The organism is Cellulosimicrobium cellulans, from assembly GCF_016907755.1.
Taxonomy (GTDB): Bacteria; Actinomycetota; Actinomycetes; order Actinomycetales; family Cellulomonadaceae; genus Cellulosimicrobium; species Cellulosimicrobium cellulans_D.
The window spans coordinates 942,585-958,911 of sequence record NZ_JAFBCN010000001.1 but is presented as its reverse complement, the minus strand read 5'-3'; the positions used below and the strand labels follow the sequence as shown (position 1 = coordinate 958,911).

At 73.3% G+C, this 16,327-nt stretch carries 14 protein-coding genes; 5 read left to right on the top strand and 9 right to left on the bottom strand.

Going from position 1 to position 16,327, the window contains the following annotated elements; genetic code table 11:
- Positions 1-35 precede the first annotated feature (35 nt).
- Positions 36-3,965 carry a sensor histidine kinase gene (locus JOE63_RS04165; RefSeq protein WP_204539391.1) on the bottom strand — a complete coding sequence of 1,310 codons (3,930 nt, stop codon included), beginning with the start codon at positions 3,963-3,965 and terminating at the stop codon, positions 36-38.
- A 231-nt stretch (positions 3,966-4,196) separates the two neighbouring features.
- On the opposite strand from JOE63_RS04165, the gene JOE63_RS04160 reads away from it, so the two are divergent.
- Positions 4,197-5,174 (top strand): NAD(P)H-quinone oxidoreductase, encoded by a 978-nt coding sequence (locus JOE63_RS04160; RefSeq protein WP_087470873.1) that lies wholly within the window; start codon positions 4,197-4,199, stop codon positions 5,172-5,174.
- 83 nt (positions 5,175-5,257) lie between these two features.
- Positions 5,258-5,905: a bacterial proteasome activator family protein gene (locus tag JOE63_RS04155; protein ID WP_275582759.1), complete on the top strand. Its 648-nt coding sequence runs from the start codon at positions 5,258-5,260 to the stop codon at positions 5,903-5,905.
- Between the two features lie 54 nt (positions 5,906-5,959).
- On the opposite strand, the gene JOE63_RS04150 is transcribed toward JOE63_RS04155, so the two are convergent.
- From JOE63_RS04150 to JOE63_RS04130, 5 genes are all read right to left on the bottom strand, one after another.
- Positions 5,960-6,886, bottom strand: coding sequence for an EamA family transporter (locus JOE63_RS04150; RefSeq protein WP_204539388.1), 927 nt, complete (start codon positions 6,884-6,886; stop codon positions 5,960-5,962).
- A gap of 95 nt (positions 6,887-6,981) precedes the next feature.
- Positions 6,982-7,932: a carbohydrate ABC transporter permease gene (locus JOE63_RS04145; RefSeq protein ID WP_087470871.1), complete on the bottom strand. Its 951-nt coding sequence runs from the start codon at positions 7,930-7,932 to the stop codon at positions 6,982-6,984.
- Positions 7,929-8,912, bottom strand: a complete 984-nt coding sequence (locus JOE63_RS04140) for a carbohydrate ABC transporter permease (RefSeq protein WP_087470870.1) — start codon at positions 8,910-8,912, stop codon at positions 7,929-7,931. The genes JOE63_RS04145 and JOE63_RS04140 overlap by 4 nt, the downstream gene beginning before the upstream one ends.
- A 182-nt stretch (positions 8,913-9,094) precedes the next feature.
- Entirely contained in the window at positions 9,095-10,501 is a 1,407-nt protein-coding gene (locus JOE63_RS04135) for an ABC transporter substrate-binding protein (protein WP_087470869.1), read from the bottom strand.
- A 263-nt stretch (positions 10,502-10,764) separates the two neighbouring features.
- Positions 10,765-11,793, bottom strand: a complete 1,029-nt coding sequence (locus JOE63_RS04130) for a LacI family DNA-binding transcriptional regulator (RefSeq protein ID WP_307839924.1) — start codon at positions 11,791-11,793, stop codon at positions 10,765-10,767.
- A 224-nt stretch (positions 11,794-12,017) separates the two neighbouring features.
- Between JOE63_RS04130 and map the strand changes: the two genes are divergently transcribed.
- The 3 genes from map (at position 12,018) to JOE63_RS04115 (ending at position 13,571) form a co-directional block, all read left to right on the top strand.
- Positions 12,018-12,809 carry a type I methionyl aminopeptidase gene (gene map, locus JOE63_RS04125; protein WP_087470867.1) on the top strand — a complete coding sequence of 264 codons (792 nt, stop codon included), beginning with the start codon at positions 12,018-12,020 and terminating at the stop codon, positions 12,807-12,809.
- Positions 12,810-12,898: 89 nt separating this feature from the next.
- Positions 12,899-13,375, top strand: a complete 477-nt coding sequence (locus JOE63_RS04120) for a hypothetical protein (RefSeq protein WP_204539384.1) — start codon at positions 12,899-12,901, stop codon at positions 13,373-13,375.
- A gap of 19 nt (positions 13,376-13,394) precedes the next feature.
- The gene (locus tag JOE63_RS04115; protein WP_087472707.1) at positions 13,395-13,571 is read left to right on the top strand and encodes a helix-turn-helix transcriptional regulator; all 177 of its coding nucleotides are present in this window, start codon (positions 13,395-13,397) and stop codon (positions 13,569-13,571) included.
- 80 nt (positions 13,572-13,651) lie between these two features.
- Here JOE63_RS04115 and JOE63_RS04110 read toward each other — a convergent pair whose 3' ends face one another.
- The 3 genes from JOE63_RS04110 to serS all read right to left on the bottom strand — a co-directional run bounded on the left by JOE63_RS04110 (position 13,652) and on the right by serS (position 16,299).
- The gene (locus JOE63_RS04110; RefSeq protein ID WP_204539382.1) at positions 13,652-14,098 is read right to left on the bottom strand and encodes a GNAT family N-acetyltransferase; all 447 of its coding nucleotides are present in this window, start codon (positions 14,096-14,098) and stop codon (positions 13,652-13,654) included.
- Between the two features lie 96 nt (positions 14,099-14,194).
- Positions 14,195-14,980: an HAD family hydrolase gene (locus JOE63_RS04105; RefSeq protein ID WP_204543434.1), complete on the bottom strand. Its 786-nt coding sequence runs from the start codon at positions 14,978-14,980 to the stop codon at positions 14,195-14,197.
- Between the two features lie 35 nt (positions 14,981-15,015).
- Positions 15,016-16,299: a serine--tRNA ligase gene (serS, locus tag JOE63_RS04100; protein WP_087470864.1), complete on the bottom strand. Its 1,284-nt coding sequence runs from the start codon at positions 16,297-16,299 to the stop codon at positions 15,016-15,018.
- Positions 16,300-16,327 lie beyond the last annotated feature (28 nt).

Sequence of the window (16,327 nt, the reverse complement as noted above, 5' to 3'; positions counted from 1 at the left end):
CTTCCTCCTCGTCAGTTGCCGCAGACGGCATGTCGTCACCGCGCCTGCGGCGCTGAATCAGGGACATAATCCATGCCCTGGGGGCTCCAGGTCGAACTCGTCTCGTCCTGGCCCTCGACGCGACCCCGGGCCGTGGCCGACTGGAACGCCGACAGACGGGCTCGGAGCTGCTCCGGGTCACGGTCGATGCGAGCCGTGAAGCGGTCGACGTAGCCCTCCCGCTCCTCGCCACGAGCGCGTCGGGTCAGGCCCGACGTCGTCGTGCCGTCGACCGTGAGGGGCTGGTAGATACCGTCGCTCGGGTCCGCCAAGGTCGCTTCCTGGAAGTCGGTGCTGCCCTGCAGCAGGGTGGACATCTCCTCGTACAGCACCGCGGACGCCATCCAGTCCGACCGCGCCTCGACCGAGTCGGCGATGTACCCGGGCTCCAGCGGCTCGATCGCCTCCCCCGCCTGCCTCCGGACGAGCGGGGTCGGCGGGCCGTACCCCGTCGCAGCCGGGCCGGGTGCCGGCTCCGGGGCCGCGAAGGACGTCTGCGGCACCGCGTAGCCGGTGCCCGCGGGAGGCGCGTCCTGCACCGGTGCGAGCGCGCGCGTCTCCTGCACCGGGGCCGCGAACGACTCCGGGGCGAACGGCGACGCGGTCGCACCGCCCGCAGGCTGCCCGGTCCGCGGCGCGAACGCCGACGACCGCGCGGGGGCCTGCTGCTCCTGCGGCAGGGCCACCGGAGCCGGGAGCGGGGACTCCGCGACGACGGGAGCCGGCGCGGGCGCCGGAGCCGGAGCCGCGAGGATCGGGGACGGGGCCGGTGCCACCGGTGATGAACCCGCGGGGCGCGAGGCCAGAGCCTCCGGGGACGGCCCGGCCGGGAGCGCCGGCGTCGCCGTCGTCCGGGGACGCCGACCGAAGAGCCCGCGCTTGCGCGCCTGGCTCTCGCGCAGCGAGCGGCGCGTCGGCAGGTCGGCCATCAGCTCCTCGAAGCGGGGAAGCGCCTCGAAGGTCAGTTCTGCGGGGATGTCCTCGCCCGCCTCGGCCTCGACGCCCGTCGCCACGACCGGGACGTCGGTCGGGACATCGGTCGGGGCCGCGGTCACGGCGTGGTTCACGGTCGGCACGGGAGTCCGGACCGGAGCCGCCGTCGGCTCGGGGACCGCACGCGACCGCTCGGCCAGCGGGACGCGCGCGACGGTCGCCTCGTCGACGGGCTCGGCCGAGACCGCGGGCACGACGCGGGTCGCGTCGAGCGGCGCGTCGGCCACCGACGACGGCGCCCAGGCGTCGGCGGTCGGCTCCGGCGCCCACGCCTGCTGGACGGGCTGTGCGGGCGCCCAGGCGTCGGCGGTCGGCTCCGGCGTCCACGCCTGCTCGGCGGGCTGCTCCGGCGCCCACGCCTGCTCGGGCTCCCAGGAGTCCGGGGCAGGTGCGGCGGCCTCCTGCGGCGCCCACACGTCCTGCGGGACCGGGGCGTCGGCGGGAGCCTCGGCGACCAGCGGGATGTCCGTCGCCGTGACGTCGGGGGCGACGGGCAGCTCCACCGGGTTCTCCGTGGCCGGGCGGTCACCGACCGGGCGGAAGCTCGAGAAGAGCGCGCTGCGCGTGCCCACGTCGAGGACGGGGATCTCGGCGGAGACCGGCTCGACGGGGCTCGCGGCCGGACGCGACCGGCTGGGGAGCGCGGCTCCGACGTCGGCGACCTCGGCGGGCGGGGTCCACGCCTCGTCCCCCGCGGGGAGCTGCTCCGGGAGCGCCGGCGTGGCGAGCGGGGGCAGGACGATCGCACCGGTCTGCGGACCCGACGCGAAGGAAGCGCTCGGCGCCGCGGCGGCGGGGTCGACCGTGCGCGAACGACGGCGGGGCATGCCGGTCTGCGTCGTGCCGTCCGTGAGCGCGTCGAGGTCGACGGGCACGGCGACGGGCGCCTCGGGCTCGACGGTCGGGAACGACGCCGTCGCCGCGGGTGCAGGGACCGACGGCGCGGCCGGGGCCGCGACGTTCGCGGCGGGGAGCGCCGGGAGGACACCCGTGCCGGCGAGCTGTTGGGCGGCGGCCTGCGTGCTCGTCTCCAGCGGGTCCGTCGGCAGCGGGAGCGGCACGTTCGAGTCGGGGACGAAGAGGACGGCCGGGAAGGACACGACGACCTCGGTCCCCTGGTCGTCGCTGCCCGTGCTGAACCGGACCTTCGCACCGAGGCGGTCGGAGAGTCGGCCGACGACGAAGAGGCCCAGGCGCTGGGCGCCGACGACGTCCGACGCCGCGTGCGTCGCGACCTTGCGGTTCGCCTCCGCGATCTCGTCCGGCGTCATCCCGAGACCGTGGTCGCGGACCGTCACGTGGACGAAGTGCTCGTCGCGGCCGGTCGTGACCTCGACGGGCGTGTGCGGCTCCGAGAACATCGTCGCGTTCTCGAGGAGCTCGGCGAGCAGGTGCGCGGCGTTGAGCGCGTTGTGCCCGAGCATGAGCGGGTCGACGACGAGGTTCAGGCGGACGCGGTCGTACAGCTCGATCTCGGAGGACGCCGTACGGATGACGTCCGAGGCCGGCATGGGCTGGCGCACGCGGCGGCCCGAGTCGATGCCCGCGAGGACGAGGAGGGACTCCGCGTTGCGGCGCATTCGCGTCGCGAGGTGGTCGAGGCGGAAGAGGTTGGACAGCGTGCCCGCGTCCTCCTCAGAGCGCTCGAGGTCGTCGAGGAACGCGAGCTGCCGGTTGAGGAGCACCTGGTCGCGGCGCGCGACGTTGACGAACATCTCCGCGATCGAGCCACGGAGCGCGGCCTGCTCGCGCGCGACCTTGATGGTCGTCTGGTTCACGTCGTTGAACGCGGTCGCGAGCTGGCCGACCTCGTCCGTGGACTCCACCGTGATCGGCGCCAGGTCGATGCCCGGGCCCTGGCCCGGGACGGCGACCTGCTCGACGAGCCGCGGGAGCTGGTCACGCACGTCCTCGGCCGCGTCCGTGAGGCGGCGCAGCGGGTTGACGATGGCGCGGGCGATGAGGCCCGCGACGAGGATCGAGGCGATGACGGCCGCGAGGGTCGCGAGGATCGTGACGACGGCGCGGGTCGTCGCCGCGCCCGCGAGGTCGGACGCCTTCTCCGCGGTCTCGGTGCGGACGCCGTCACGGACCGGGCTCGTCTGGTCACGGTCCGCCTGCGACAGGTCGGGCCACTGCACGGCCTGGCTCTTCGGTGTCGCACCCGGGCGCGAACCGGCGAGGTTCTGCCGGATCTGGTTGTAGGTCGCGCCCGGCGTCGCGAGCTGGAGGTCTCCCGGGAGCCGACGGACGGCCGTGCGGGTGCGCGCCGCGAGCTCGTCACCGGTGGTCACCAGGACCGCAGCCTGCTGGCTCGTCTCGGTGCTCTCCACGCCGATCTGGGCCGCGTTGAGCACGGCGCCGGCGAGCGGCTGCTCGAGCGCCTGCTGCGCGAGGAGCTCGTCGAGGAGGACGTAGGTGTCGAGGTACTGCGCGAGGCCGCGGTCCGGCGTGGTGTCGGCGAGCGTGCGGGGCACGTCGAGCGCCGAGTCGATGAGCGCGTTGTACTGCGAGTTGCGCGCGAGCTGGCCCAGGCCGGACCGGTCGATGGCCTGCCGGATCGCCTTCAGCTCGGCCCGGTCCGCGATCGTGTCCTCGACCGCGGCGCGCACGCGCGGGTCGAGGACGGACGTGTTGAGCCGCTCGTAGGCGCGGTCGCGCGCGTCGAGCGCCTTGTCCGTCTTCTCGCGCTGCGCCATCATCTGCGCCTCGCTGTCGTCCGACCCTGCGCTCGCGTCCAGGAAGGAGTACGTGCGCTCGGCCGCGATCTCGGTCCCCGCCGCGTCCTGCGCCGCGAGCGCCCCGACGAGCGCGCTCGTCTGGCTGGCGTCGCGCGCCGACCCGATGGCCTGCGCCGAGATGATCGCGGCGGCGGCGAAGAGGACGAGGACGGGCACCGCGAGGGCCGCAAGGATCTTCCCGCGAACGCTCAACCTGCGGAGCATACGAACCTGCCTCCATCACCCTGGTCCACCCGTTCGGCGGCGCGGTCGGCCCGCGTGGCAGCGGCGCCTCCCGGGCTCCGCTCCCCGGTCGTGCGTACTAACTATCGGTGCACATCCCCCGGACACCTAATCCGCGAGGAGCGTGAACTTTCGTCCCGCCCCCGCGACGCCCCGTCGGCGAACCGGCGCCTCCCGGGCCGTCCGCGTAGTCTCGGCGATGTGCGAGGCGTCACGATATCGGGCCCCGGTGGCCCTGAGAAACTAACGGTTTCTGCGCTCCCTGACCAGACCCCCGGCCCGGACGAGCTCGTGGTCCACGTCGCTTCCGCTGGCGTGAACCGCGCTGACCTGCTACAACGCGCCGGATCGTACCCGCCTCCCCCGGGCGCACCGGACTGGCCCGGCCTGGAGGTCTCGGGCACGGTCGCGGCCGTCGGCGAGTCCGTGACGGGGTGGTCCGTGGGTGACCGCGTGGTCGCGCTGCTCGACGGCGGCGGGTACGCGGAGCAGGTGCGCGTGCGGTCGACCCAGGTGCTGCCCGTCCCCGACGGCGTGGACCTCGTGGACGCCGCCGCGCTTCCCGAGGCGGTCTGCACGGTGTGGAGCAACGTCGTCGACGTCGGGCGCCTGGCCCCGGGCGAGTGGCTGCTCGTGCACGGCGGGTCGGGCGGCGTCGGGACGATCGCCGTGCAGGTCGGCGCCGCGCTCGGCGCCCGCGTGGCCGTCACGGCCGGCGGGCGCGACCGGGCCGACCGGTGCCTCGCGCTCGGGGCGAGCATCGCCGTCGACCACCGTGAGGAGGACTTCGTCGCCGCGGTGCGGGACGCCTCCGGCGGGCACGGTGCGGACGTCGTGCTCGACGTCGTCGGCGCCGCCTACCTGACGCGCAACCTCGAGGTGCTCGCCACGGGCGGGCGCCTGGTGGTCATCGGCATGCAGAAGGGACGACGCGCGGAGCTCGACCTGGGCGTCCTCCTCGCCCGGCGCGCCACGGTGGCCGGGACGACGCTGCGGGCGCGGCCCCCGGCCGAGAAGGCGCGGATCGTGCACGAGGTCCTCACGCACGTCTGGCCGATGGTGGAGGACGGGCGCGTGCGCCCGGTCGTGCACGCGCGCCTCCCGCTCGAGGAGGCCGCGCGGGCGCACGAGCTGCTCGACTCGGGCGAGGTCTTCGGCAAGGTGCTCCTCGTCCCCTGACCACGGCCGCCGACGACCGACGACCGCACAGGGGATCGCGCGCCGTCGGTGCGCGCGTGGGCGCCGCGCGCAAGACTGGACCCATGGCTGACGAACCGCGCGACCCTCGCCCCGACGAGCCCACCGCCCCCGAGCCCGAGACCGGCGCGGAGGACGCCGTCGACGACACCGACGAGCCCGCTCGTGCCACGGTCGTGATGCCGGACGGGACGGGGGTGAGCGTCGTCGAGAGCGACGACTCGACCGACCCCGACCGCAACCCGGCGACAGTCATCGAGGAGCCGGCCAAGGTGATGCGCATCGGCGGCATGATCAAGAAGCTCCTCGACGAGGTCCGGGACGCCCCGCTCGACGAGGCGGCGCGGTCGCGCCTCGCCGAGATCCACGAGCGCTCGCTCACCGAGCTCGAGGAGGGCCTGTCGCCCGACCTGGTGGCGGAGCTGCACCGCATCACGCTGCCGTTCTCGGACGACACCGTCCCCACGGACGCGGAGCTGCGCGTCGCCCAGGCCCAGCTCGTCGGCTGGCTGGAGGGCCTGTTCCACGGCATCCAGACGGCGCTCGTCGCCCAGCAGATGGCCGCGCAGGCGCAGCTCTCGCAGATCCGCCGCGCGCTGCCGCCCGGCTCGTTGCCGCCCATGGGTCCCGGGGGCCCCGGCGGCGTCCCGGGACAGCCCGGCGGGCGTCCCGACGAGCACGACGGGCGGCCGTCGCCGGGCCAGTACCTCTGACGGCCCCGTGCGGGCCCGCCGGTCCCGGGGACGACGTCCCTGGCGCGGCGCTCGTCAGGCCGGAGGTGGGTCGAGCGGGACGTCGTCCCCGGGCGGCGTCCCGTCGGCGCGGCCGCGCGGTCGCGCCGCGGTCATCGCGATGGCCCCGGACACGAGGAGGAGGCCGACCAGCTCGGGGACCGTGGGTACCTGATGCAGCACGACGGCGCCCACGACCGCGGCGGACGCCGGGAGCAGGGCGAGGAGCACGGAGAACGTCGCCGCGCTCACGCGACGCAGGATGACCTGCTCGAGCGCGTAGGGCACGACGGAGGAGAAGAGCGCGATCCCCGCGACGGCCGCGACGTGCCGCCAGTCGCCGAGGACCGGCAGGGCGTCACGCGCGAGGAAGGGCGCGAACACGACCGCGCCCACGGTCATCGCGACAGCGAGCGAGGTGACCCCCGACCCTGACACGGCCACGCGCCGGCCGAGCAGGATGTACGCCGCCCAGCACGCGGCCGCGACGCCGATCGCGGTCAGGCCGACCACGGCGTCCGCGCGCGGGAGGTCGGACTCGATCGTCACCCCGGCGAGCAGCACGACGCCCGCCGCCGCGACCGCGATCGCGCCCCGCTCGCGCCACCCCCTGCCCGTGATCGCGGCCACCGCGACGGGGCCGAGGAACTCGATCGCGACCGCCGTCCCGAGCGGCAGGTGGTCGATCGCGACGTAGAACGCGAGGTTCATCGCGGCGAGCGCGACACCGAAGACGGCCACCCACACGAGGTCGTGCCGGGTCCACCGGTGACGCCACGGGCGGCGCCACGCGAGGAGCAGCACCGCGGACGCCGCGATGCGCAGCCACCCGATCTCGATCGCGCCCGCCACGGCGAACAGCCCGACGGCGATCGCCGCGCCCAGGTACTGCGTCAGCCCCGAGACGACGAAGAGCGCCGGAACCGGAACCCGGTCGAGAAGGGCGGCAGGGCGACGGTTCACCCGACGACTCTAGGCGCCGGCACCCGTCGCGCATGCGGCTGCGGCCCGTCCGACGCGCGGGACGGGCCGCAGCCGCATGCTCGGCGGGACGGGTGTCAGCCCTTGACCGAACCCGCGAGGAGCCCGCGCACGAAGTACCGCTGGAGCGCGAGGAACACGGCCACGGGGACGATCATCGAGATGAACGCACCCGCCGGCAGCAGGTGCCAGCTCGCGCCGCGCGAGCCGGACAGCTCGGCGAGGCGCACCGTGATGGGCGCGGTGTCCTGGCCGGACGCGAACGTCAGGGCGACGAGCAGGTCGTTCCAGACCCAGAGGAACTGGAAGATCCCGAAGGCCGCGATCGCGGGCACCAGCAGCGGCATGAGCACCTGGAAGAAGATCTTCACGTGCCCGGCGCCGTCGACGCGGGCCGCCTCGACCAGCTCGCGCGGGATGTCCTTCATGAAGTTGTGCAGCAGGAAGATCGCCAGCGGCAGCGCGAAGATCGAGTGCGACAGCCACACGGGCCAGAACGACCCGTCGATCCCCCAGTCGACGTACTGCGTGAGCAGCGGGACGAGCGTGACCTGGATGGGCACGATCTGCAGCGCGAACACGGCGACGAACAGCAGGTTGCGGCCCTTGAAGTCCACCCACGCGAACGCGTAGGCCGCGAGCGACGCGAGCGTGATGGGGATGATCACGGCGGGCAGCGTGATGACGAGGGAGTTGACGAAGTACGTCGCGAAGCTCGTCGACCCGCCGAACAGCGCGTCGGTGTAGTTGTCGATCGTGAACTCGGGGTTAGCGAACGCCTCCCACCAGCCCGACCGCCGGATCTCGCGCGGCGGGCGGAACGAGGTGACGAGGAGCCCGAACGTCGGGATGGTCCAGAGGACCGCCAGGACGATCGCGATGATCGACGCCGGTCGCGACGAGACCTTGCGCCGCACCTTCCCCGCGCGGTCGTCGAGGCCCGCGACGATGCCCTTGCCGCTGCCCTCCTCGGCGGTCTCGTCGACGAGCGGGGCGTCCGGGACGGAGGCGGACAGTGGGGTGCTCATCGGATCTCCTCCGCCTGCTTCAGCTGCCGCACGTTGTACACGATGATCGGGATGACCAGGACGAACAGGATGACCGCGAGCGCGGCCCCGAGCCCCTGCTCGCCCTGCCGGAGCGCCTGCGTGTAGAACTCGTTGGCCACGACCGACGTCTCGAAGCGGCCGCCGGTCATGGTGCGGACGATGTCGAAGACCTTGAGCGTGCCGATCGCGATCGTCGTGAGGACGACCACGAGGGCGGGCCGGATGCTCGGCACCGTGATGTAGCGGAACATCCGCATGCCGCCGACGCCGTCGAGCCGGGCGGCCTCGACGATGTCGTCCGGGATGGCGCGGATCGCGGCGGCGAGGATCGTCATCGCGAACCCGGCCTGGATCCAGATCATGACGAGGATGAGGAAGAACGTGTTCGCCGGGGCGCTGAGCAGGAACTGCTGCGGCTCCAGGCCGAGCCAGACGAGCACCTGGTTGAACAGGCCGATCTGCGGCTGGCTCGCCGGCTTGTACTCGTACATGAACTTCCAGATGATCCCCGCGCCGACCATGGAGATCGCCATGGGCAGGAAGATCAGGGTCTTGGCGAACTTCTCGAACCGGGACCGGTCGACGACCACCGCGTAGACGAGACCGAGGAAGGTCGAGACGAGCGGGACGACGATCACCCAGATCGCGGTGTTGCGCAGGACGATCTGGAACTCGTCCCGCGTGAACGCCGTGACGTAGTTGTCGAGCCCGACGAACGCGGAGCCCGTGCGGTTGTAGAACGAGTCCCGGATCGTGCGCAGGCCCGGGTAGAGCAGGCCGAAAGCGAGCATGACGATCGCGGGCCCGGCGAAGGCGATCGCGACGACCCACCCCGGCACGCGCCGCGGTCGGTCGACGAGGAAGAGGATCAGGCCCATGACGACGACGAAGAGCAGGATCGCGACGACCATCACCGCGAGCTTGCCCCCCGTCCCGGCGGGTTCGAGCAACCAGTCCATGTGAGAGCTCCTGAGGTGGCCGGCGGCGGCCGGGTGACGACGTGGTGTGCGGCGGGGACGGCCCGAGGACGGGTCGTCCGGGGATCGGCCCCCCGGACGACCCGCCCCCGGGGTCGACGCGTCGACCCGGGGCCGGACGGCGCGGCGCGTGCCGCGCGGTCAGGCCCCGGGTCGCCCGCGGGTCAGGACGTCGGCCAGGACGCCTCGATGGCGTCGAGGACGGCCTCGTCGGACTTGTCGCTCGCGATCCACTCCGTCATCTCGGTCCAGAACGAGCCGGCGCCGACGGCGGCGGGCATCATGTCCGAGCCGTCGAAGCGGAACGTGTAGCTCTCGTCCGTGAGCAGCTCGTACGCCTGCTGGTCCATCGGCGACTGGAGCAGCTCCGGGTCGAGGCCGTTGTTCGCGCTGATCCAGCCCTGCGGGGTCACGCTCGCCTTGGCGTTGGACCACTCGGGGCTCGACAGGTAGGCGTGGAACGCCTGGACCTCGGGACGGTCGTTGAACGCGGCGACGAACTCGCCGCCACCGAGCAGCGGCTTGTCCTCCGCGGTCTCGCCCGGGAGGTAGAAGGCCCACACGTCACCGTCGGGCGCGACCACCAGGTCGGGGTCGAGGGTCGTCCAGTTGGCCTGGTAGAACGTCGCCTGGCGGTGCATGTAGCACAGGCCGTCGATGATCGGGTAGCCACCCTCGGTGAACTCGGTCGTCGCGATGGTGCTCACGTCGCCGAGGCCGCCGTTGACGAACTCCTCGTTCTTCAGCACGTCGCCGACCGTGGCGAGCGCCGTGGCGATCTGCGGGTCGTTGAACGGGATCTCGTGGTTGACCCACTGGTCGTAGACCTCGGGGCCCGCCGTGCGCAGGACGACGTCCTCCATCCAGTCGGTGGCCGGCCAGCCGGTCGCCTCGCCGGACGCGATGCCCGCGCACCACGGCTTGACGTCGCCACCGGGGTTGTCCGCGACGATCTGGTCCGAGAGCTCCATGAGCTCGTCCCACGTCGTGGGAACCTCGTAGCCCGCCTCCTCGAACATGGACGGCGAGTACCAGACGAACGACTTGACGTTGGCGCCGAGCGGCGTCGCGTACAGCGTCCCGTCGACGGTGCCGTAGTCCTTCCACGACTCGGTGTAGTACTGGTCGACGTTCGCGGACGCCGCCTCGCCGACCGGCTGGATCGCGTCGGGGAAGTCGGCGACGATCCGGCGCAGGAGGCCGGGCTGGGGCAGGTACGCGATGTCCGGCGCGCTGCCGGACTGGATGCGGACGGGGAGCTGGGCCTCGAACTCCTTGGAGCCCTCGTACTCGATCGTGGCGCCCGTGCACTCCTCGAACGGCTCGTACGACGCCTGCTGCTGCTCCGCCTCGGTGTCGACGATCGTCGCGTACACCGACACGGTCTTGCCGGACAGGTCCCCGTACTGCTCGTAGTCGGCGCAGTCCACCTCGGCGCTGGGCGACTCGTCGTCGCCCCCGCCGCCGCCACCGCCGCTGCACGCCGCGAGCACGAGCGCGAGGCTCGCGCCGCCGGCGGCGACCACCAGCGTGCGGCGGCGCGCCGCGCTGGTCCTCGTGGTCCTGGTCATGTCAGCCTCCACCTCGTCGTGGGTACGGACGCCGTCACCCCGGTCCGGTGAGGACCGGGCGCATCGCGACGTCGCGAGCGCGGGTGCGCTCTCGCCCTAGGCACCATGCAAGCGGTTGCATCGCGCTGCCGCAAGCACAGGGGAGGCGAGTTTGCGTAACGATTCCGTCACGCGCGCCGGGTGCGCGCTCTCTCGGCCCGTCTCCCCTGGCCACGCTCCCACGCGTGGCCCCGGAGCGCTCGACGAGTCGCCGCCCCGGCGACCTACGGGCGGACGCGCGGGGGTGCGGTCGAGCCGCGCCGCACCAGCTCCGTCGGGTAGGTGATGCTCTCCGGCACCGGGGCGCCGTTGATCATCTCGAGCAGGAGGAGCGCCGCGTCGAACCCCTGCTGGTACGCGTCCTGGGCGATCGTCGTCAGGCCGACGAGCTCCCCGAGGTCGTGGCCGTCCACCCCGACGACCGAGAGGTCCTCCGGGACGCGCAGCCCCAGGTCCCGCGCCGCGAGGATCGCCCCCATGGCCATCTCGTCCGACGCCGCGAAGACGGCGGTCACGTCCGGCCGGCGGCGCAGGAGATCTGCCGTGGACTCACGTCCTCCCGCGACGTCGAAGTCGCCGTTCACCTCGAGGCCGGGCTCGACGACGACGCCCGCCTCCTCCAGCGCACGCACGTAGCCCCGCGCGCGCTCGACCGGCGGCGACCACGACGACACGAGGTCGGGCACCCCGGTGACGTGGCCGATCACCCGGTGGCCCAGGTCGAGCAGGTGGCGCGTCGCGGCCCGGCCCGTCGCGACGTCGTCGAGCCGGACCGTGACCTGGTCCGCCGGGCCCGACCCGACGAACGCGAGCGGCCGGGCGAGCCCGACGAGCGAGCGCACCTCGTCGTCGTCGAGCGGCAGACCGACGACGAGCGTCCCGTCCACGCGGTGGCGCAGGACGCTCGGGTCGACCCGGCGGCGGGACGAGGTCCGGCGCACGTCGAACGTGTACAGCAGGACGTCGTAGCCGAGGTCCCGCAGCGCGCGCTCGGCGCCCTCGATGACGTTGGCGAAGAACCAGCGGTTGACCCACGGGGTGAGCACGCCGATCGTGCGGGTGCGCCCGGTGGCCAGCGACGACGCCGACGGCGTGGGCACGTACCCGAGCCGCGCCGCCTCCGCGAGCACCCGCACGCGCGTCGCCTCCGACACGTTGGGCAGGCCGCGCAGGGCGCGCGAGACGGTCGCCGTGGACACCCCGGCGGCCTGGGCGACGTCGTCGATACCTGCCACGACGGGTGATGCTGCCACGCCGGGAGGTCACGTGGCGAGGCGCCGTGCCGCATCGTGGGCAGATCGATGCAAGCGCTTGCCCTCCTCGTGCCGCGCCCGGGCCGCGCTGGTGGGACGGAGACCGATATCGTGGGGAGGCCCGCCCCCGCGGCACCGTTCGGCACGTCCATGCACCTCGCTGGACCCGGACGGGCCGGTCGCGCCACCCGCGGGCACCCCACCTGCGAACCGGAAGGACCACGATGATCGAGCTGAGGACCCCGCGGGAGATCGACCAGATGCGACCCGCAGGACGGTTCGTCGCCGACGTCCTCACCACGGTGCGCGCCGCCACGAAGGTCGGGACGAACCTGCTCGAGCTCGACGAGGTCGCGCACAAGATGATCCGCGACCGCGGGGCCGAGTCCTGCTACATCGACTACCACCCGTCGTTCGGCGCGAGCCCGTTCGGCAAGGTGATCTGCACGTCCGTCAACGACGCCGTGCTGCACGGCCTGCCGCACGACTACGCGCTGCGGGACGGCGACCTGCTGAGCATCGACTTCGCCGCGTCCGTCGACGGGTGGGTCGCGGACTCGGCGCTGTCGTTCGTCGTCGGGACTCCGCGCGCGGGCGCGCTCGGCGAGGCCGACGCGAAGCTCATCCAGACGACCGAGCGCGCGCTCGAGGCCGGGATCGCGGCCGCGCAGCCGGGCAAGAAGGTCGGCGACATCTCCGCCGCCATCGCGGACGTCGCGCACGCCGCGGGCTACTCGGTCAACACCGACTTCGGCGGCCACGGCGTCGGCCGCACGATGCACGGCGAGCCCCACATCCCCAACGACGGCCGTCGCAAGCGCGGGTTCCCGCTCAAGCCGGGCCTCGTCATCGCGATCGAGCCCTGGTTCCTCGAGACCACGGACGAGATCTACACCGACCCCGACGGCTGGACCCTGCGTTCGGCCGACGGCTCGCGCGGCGCCCACAGCGAGCACACGATCGCGATCACGCCCGACGGCCCGGTCGTGCTCACCGCGCGCGAGCCCCGCGACTGAGCACCCCTCGTGTCAAGCACGCTTGACAGCGTGCGTGGGTGATGGTTCGCTCGACGTGTCAAGCACGCTTTACGCATGAGGAGAGACACGTGAGCGACGCACCCGTCCCGGCCGACGACAGCCCGCTGCAGGGCCGCGAGCACGCGCTCGGCGACCGCACCGCTCCCTGGTGGGCCTGGGCGGGAGCCGCGCTGGTCGCGCTCGCCGTCGCGGCGTCGGTCGGCGTCGCCGCCGGCCTGTTCCGGCGCGACGACTTCTGGCTCGTCGCGGCCGTCTTCACGGCGTGCGTCCTGCCGCCCGCCGCCGTGCTCGGCTGGTTCCTCGTCGTCAGGCCCCGCACGAGCGCTCCCGAGCCGCACGCCGAGGAGAACGTCGAGCGGCGGTGGACGGAGCGGGCGGCGACCGGCGCGTTCTGGGACGTGCTCGTCGTCGCCGGGCTCACGCTCACCGCGGTCAGTCTCACCGGGCTGGAGCTGAGCGCCGCCTTCGTCCTCGCGGTGGTCGTGCTGGTCGCGATGGTCGACTTCTTCGTCCGGCACACCGTCGTCTCCCGGCGCGAGTCGTAGGGCGCCCGTGGACAACGACATGGCGGCCCGCCGCGCCGGGCTCGGCTGGTCGCAGGCCGAGCTCGCCACCCGCCTCGGCGTGTCGCGGCAGACCGTGATCTCGATCGAGCGCGGCCGGTTCGACCCGTCGCTGCCGCTCGCGTTCCGCATCGCCGAGGTGTTCGGCTGCCGCATCGAGGACGTCTTCCGCCCCTGAGCCCGGAGAGCCACCGGGCCGCCGTCGCGCACCGGGACGGAACCTGACAGCGGTTCTCGACACACTCCCGCACGAGATCCTCAGAGCCTCCCGAGGCGCTTGCGGAAGAATGTCGCCGACTCCTCGAACCCGAGCCTCGCGTAGAACCCGGCGGCCCGCCGGGTGGCCAGCGCGACGTACGCAGCACCCGCGTCCTCGGCCCACCGCTCGGCCGCGTCCATGAGCAGGCCGCCTACCCCGCGACGGCGGGCGTCGGCGTCGACCATGACCTCCTCGACCCACGCCACGGGCGCGTTGGCGAAGAGCGTCGCATGGCGGTGCGCCACGAGGTAGCCGACGACGTCCTCCCGCGCCTGCGCGACGAGCACCAGCGCGTGCGGGTCGGCGAGGAGCAGCGCGAACGACACGTCGAAGGCGTCACGCTCAGGGACGTACGACGTCGCGAAGTCGATGACGAGCGGCCAGACCGCCCCGGCGTCGTCCGCCCGGGCACGGCGGACACAGACGGTCTTGGCGTCGGACGTCATGTCAGCAGACGCTACCCATCCCGTCGAGGTAGAGCTGCAGGTCGCGAGGTAGAACCCCGCGAGCTCTATCTCGCGTCCTCCGGTTCTACCTCGCGGTCAGGGCAGGAGGCTATGGAGGACGCGCGCCGCGCCGTCGTCCTCGATGGGGGCGGTCACCTCGTCGGCCGCGGCCTGCACGACGGCGTCCGCGTGGCCCATCGCGACGCCGTGCGCCGCCCAGCGGAGCATCTCGACGTCGTTGCGGCCGTCGCCGACCGCGACGGTGCGGTGCGGCTGGACGTGCAGCGCGCGGCGCACGAGCTCGAGCCCGGTCGCCTTCGTCACGCCGAGCGGCGCGATGTCCATCCACGCCGTCCACCCGACGGCGTAGGTCACGTCGTCGAGGCCGAGGCGCTCGACGAGCTCGTGGAACTGCTCGCTCGTGGACCCCGGCGAGCGGACGATCACACGGGTGACCTCGCCCGACCACAGCTCGTCGAACTCGACGACGCGGTGCACGCCGTCGAGCTCGCCGTCGGGGAAGAGCTCGTTCATGCGGAACCCGACGCCCACGTCCTCGACGGCGTACCGCGCGTCGGGCAGGTGCTCGCGCAGGAGCCGCAGGGCAGGGCCCGGGTCGAACGTGACGACGTCCTCGAGGACGTACCCGTCGGGCTCGTCCGGGTCGAGCCGCGCCGTCACGGCGCCGTTCGACGCGACGACCCAGCCGCGGTCGATCCCCAGGATCTCCGCGACGGGCGTGATCGCGATGAGCGACCGCCCGGACGCGAGCACCACGTGGTGGCCGGCCGTGCGCAGGTCGGCGACGGCGTCGCGCACGTCGTCCGACAGCTCCTGGTCGTACGACATGAGCGTGCCGTCGATGTCGAGCGCCACGAGCATCGGCCCGGACGCGTCCTCCGGGACCAGGGGGTCCGTCACGCAACCACCGGCTCGAGCACCTCGAGGCCGCCGAGGTACGGGCGCAGGCCCTCGGGCACGCGGACCGAGCCGTCGGCCTGCTGGTGGTTCTCGAGGATCGCGACGATCCAGCGCGTCGTGCCGAGCGTGCCGTTGAGCGTCGCGACGGTGCGCGTCTCGTTCTTGCCGTCGACCTCGACGCGCTCGCGCACGTTGAGGCGGCGCGCCTGGAAGGTCGTGCAGTTCGACGTCGACGTGAGCTCGAGGTAGCGCTGCTGCGTGGGCAGCCACGCCTCGCAGTCGAACTTGCGCGCGGCGCTCGACCCCAGGTCGCCCGCCGCGGTGTCGATGACGCGGTACGGCAGGTCGACGAGGCGCAGCATCTGCTCCTCCCAGCCGAGCAGGCGCTGGTGCTCCGCCTCGGCGTCGGCCGGGTCGCAGTAGGAGAACATCTCGACCTTGTGGAACTGGTGCACGCGGATGATGCCGCGCACGTCCTTGCCGTGCGAGCCGGCCTCGCGGCGGTAGCACGCGCTCCACCCGGCGTACCGGAGCGGGCCGCCCGACAGGTCGACGATCTCGTTCGCGTGGTAGCCCGCGAGCGCGACCTCGCTCGTCCCGACGAGGTAGAGGTCGTCCTTCTCGAGGCGGTAGATCTCGTCCGCGTGCGCGCCGAGGAACCCGGTGCCCTGCATGACCTCGGGCCGCACGAGCGTCGGCGTGATGACGGGCGTGAACCCGGCCGCGACCGCGGTGTCCATCGCGGCGTTGAGCAGCGCGAGCTCGAGGCGCGCACCCACGCCCGTGAGGTAGTAGAACCGCGCGCCCGACACCTTGGCGCCGCGCTCGGTGTCGATCGCGCGCAGGCCCTCGCCGAGGTCGAGGTGGTCGCGCGGGGTGAAGCCCTCCGCGGCGAAGTCGCGGATCGTCCCCTCCTCGCGCAGCACGACGTAGTCGTCCTCGCCGCCCGCGGGCGCGCCCGCGACGACGTTCGAGATGCGGTACAGCAGCCCGCGCAGCTCCTCCGCCGCGGCGTCGGCGTCGGCCTGCCGCGCCTTGACGTCGGCCGCGAGCTGCTTGGTGCGCGCGAGCAGCTCCTGCTTCTCCTCCCCCTGCGCCTGGGCGACCTGCTTGCCGAGAGACTTCTGCTCGGCGCGCAGGCTCTCGAACTCGCTCAGCGCGGCGCGGTGGCGGGCGTCCGCGTCGAGGGCGGCGTCCACCAGCGCGGGGTCGTCACCACGGGTGACCTGGCTGGCACGGACGATGTCGGGGTTGTCGCGCAGGAGGCGGAGGTCGATCACGCCAGCAGCCTAACGAACCCCGGCGCTC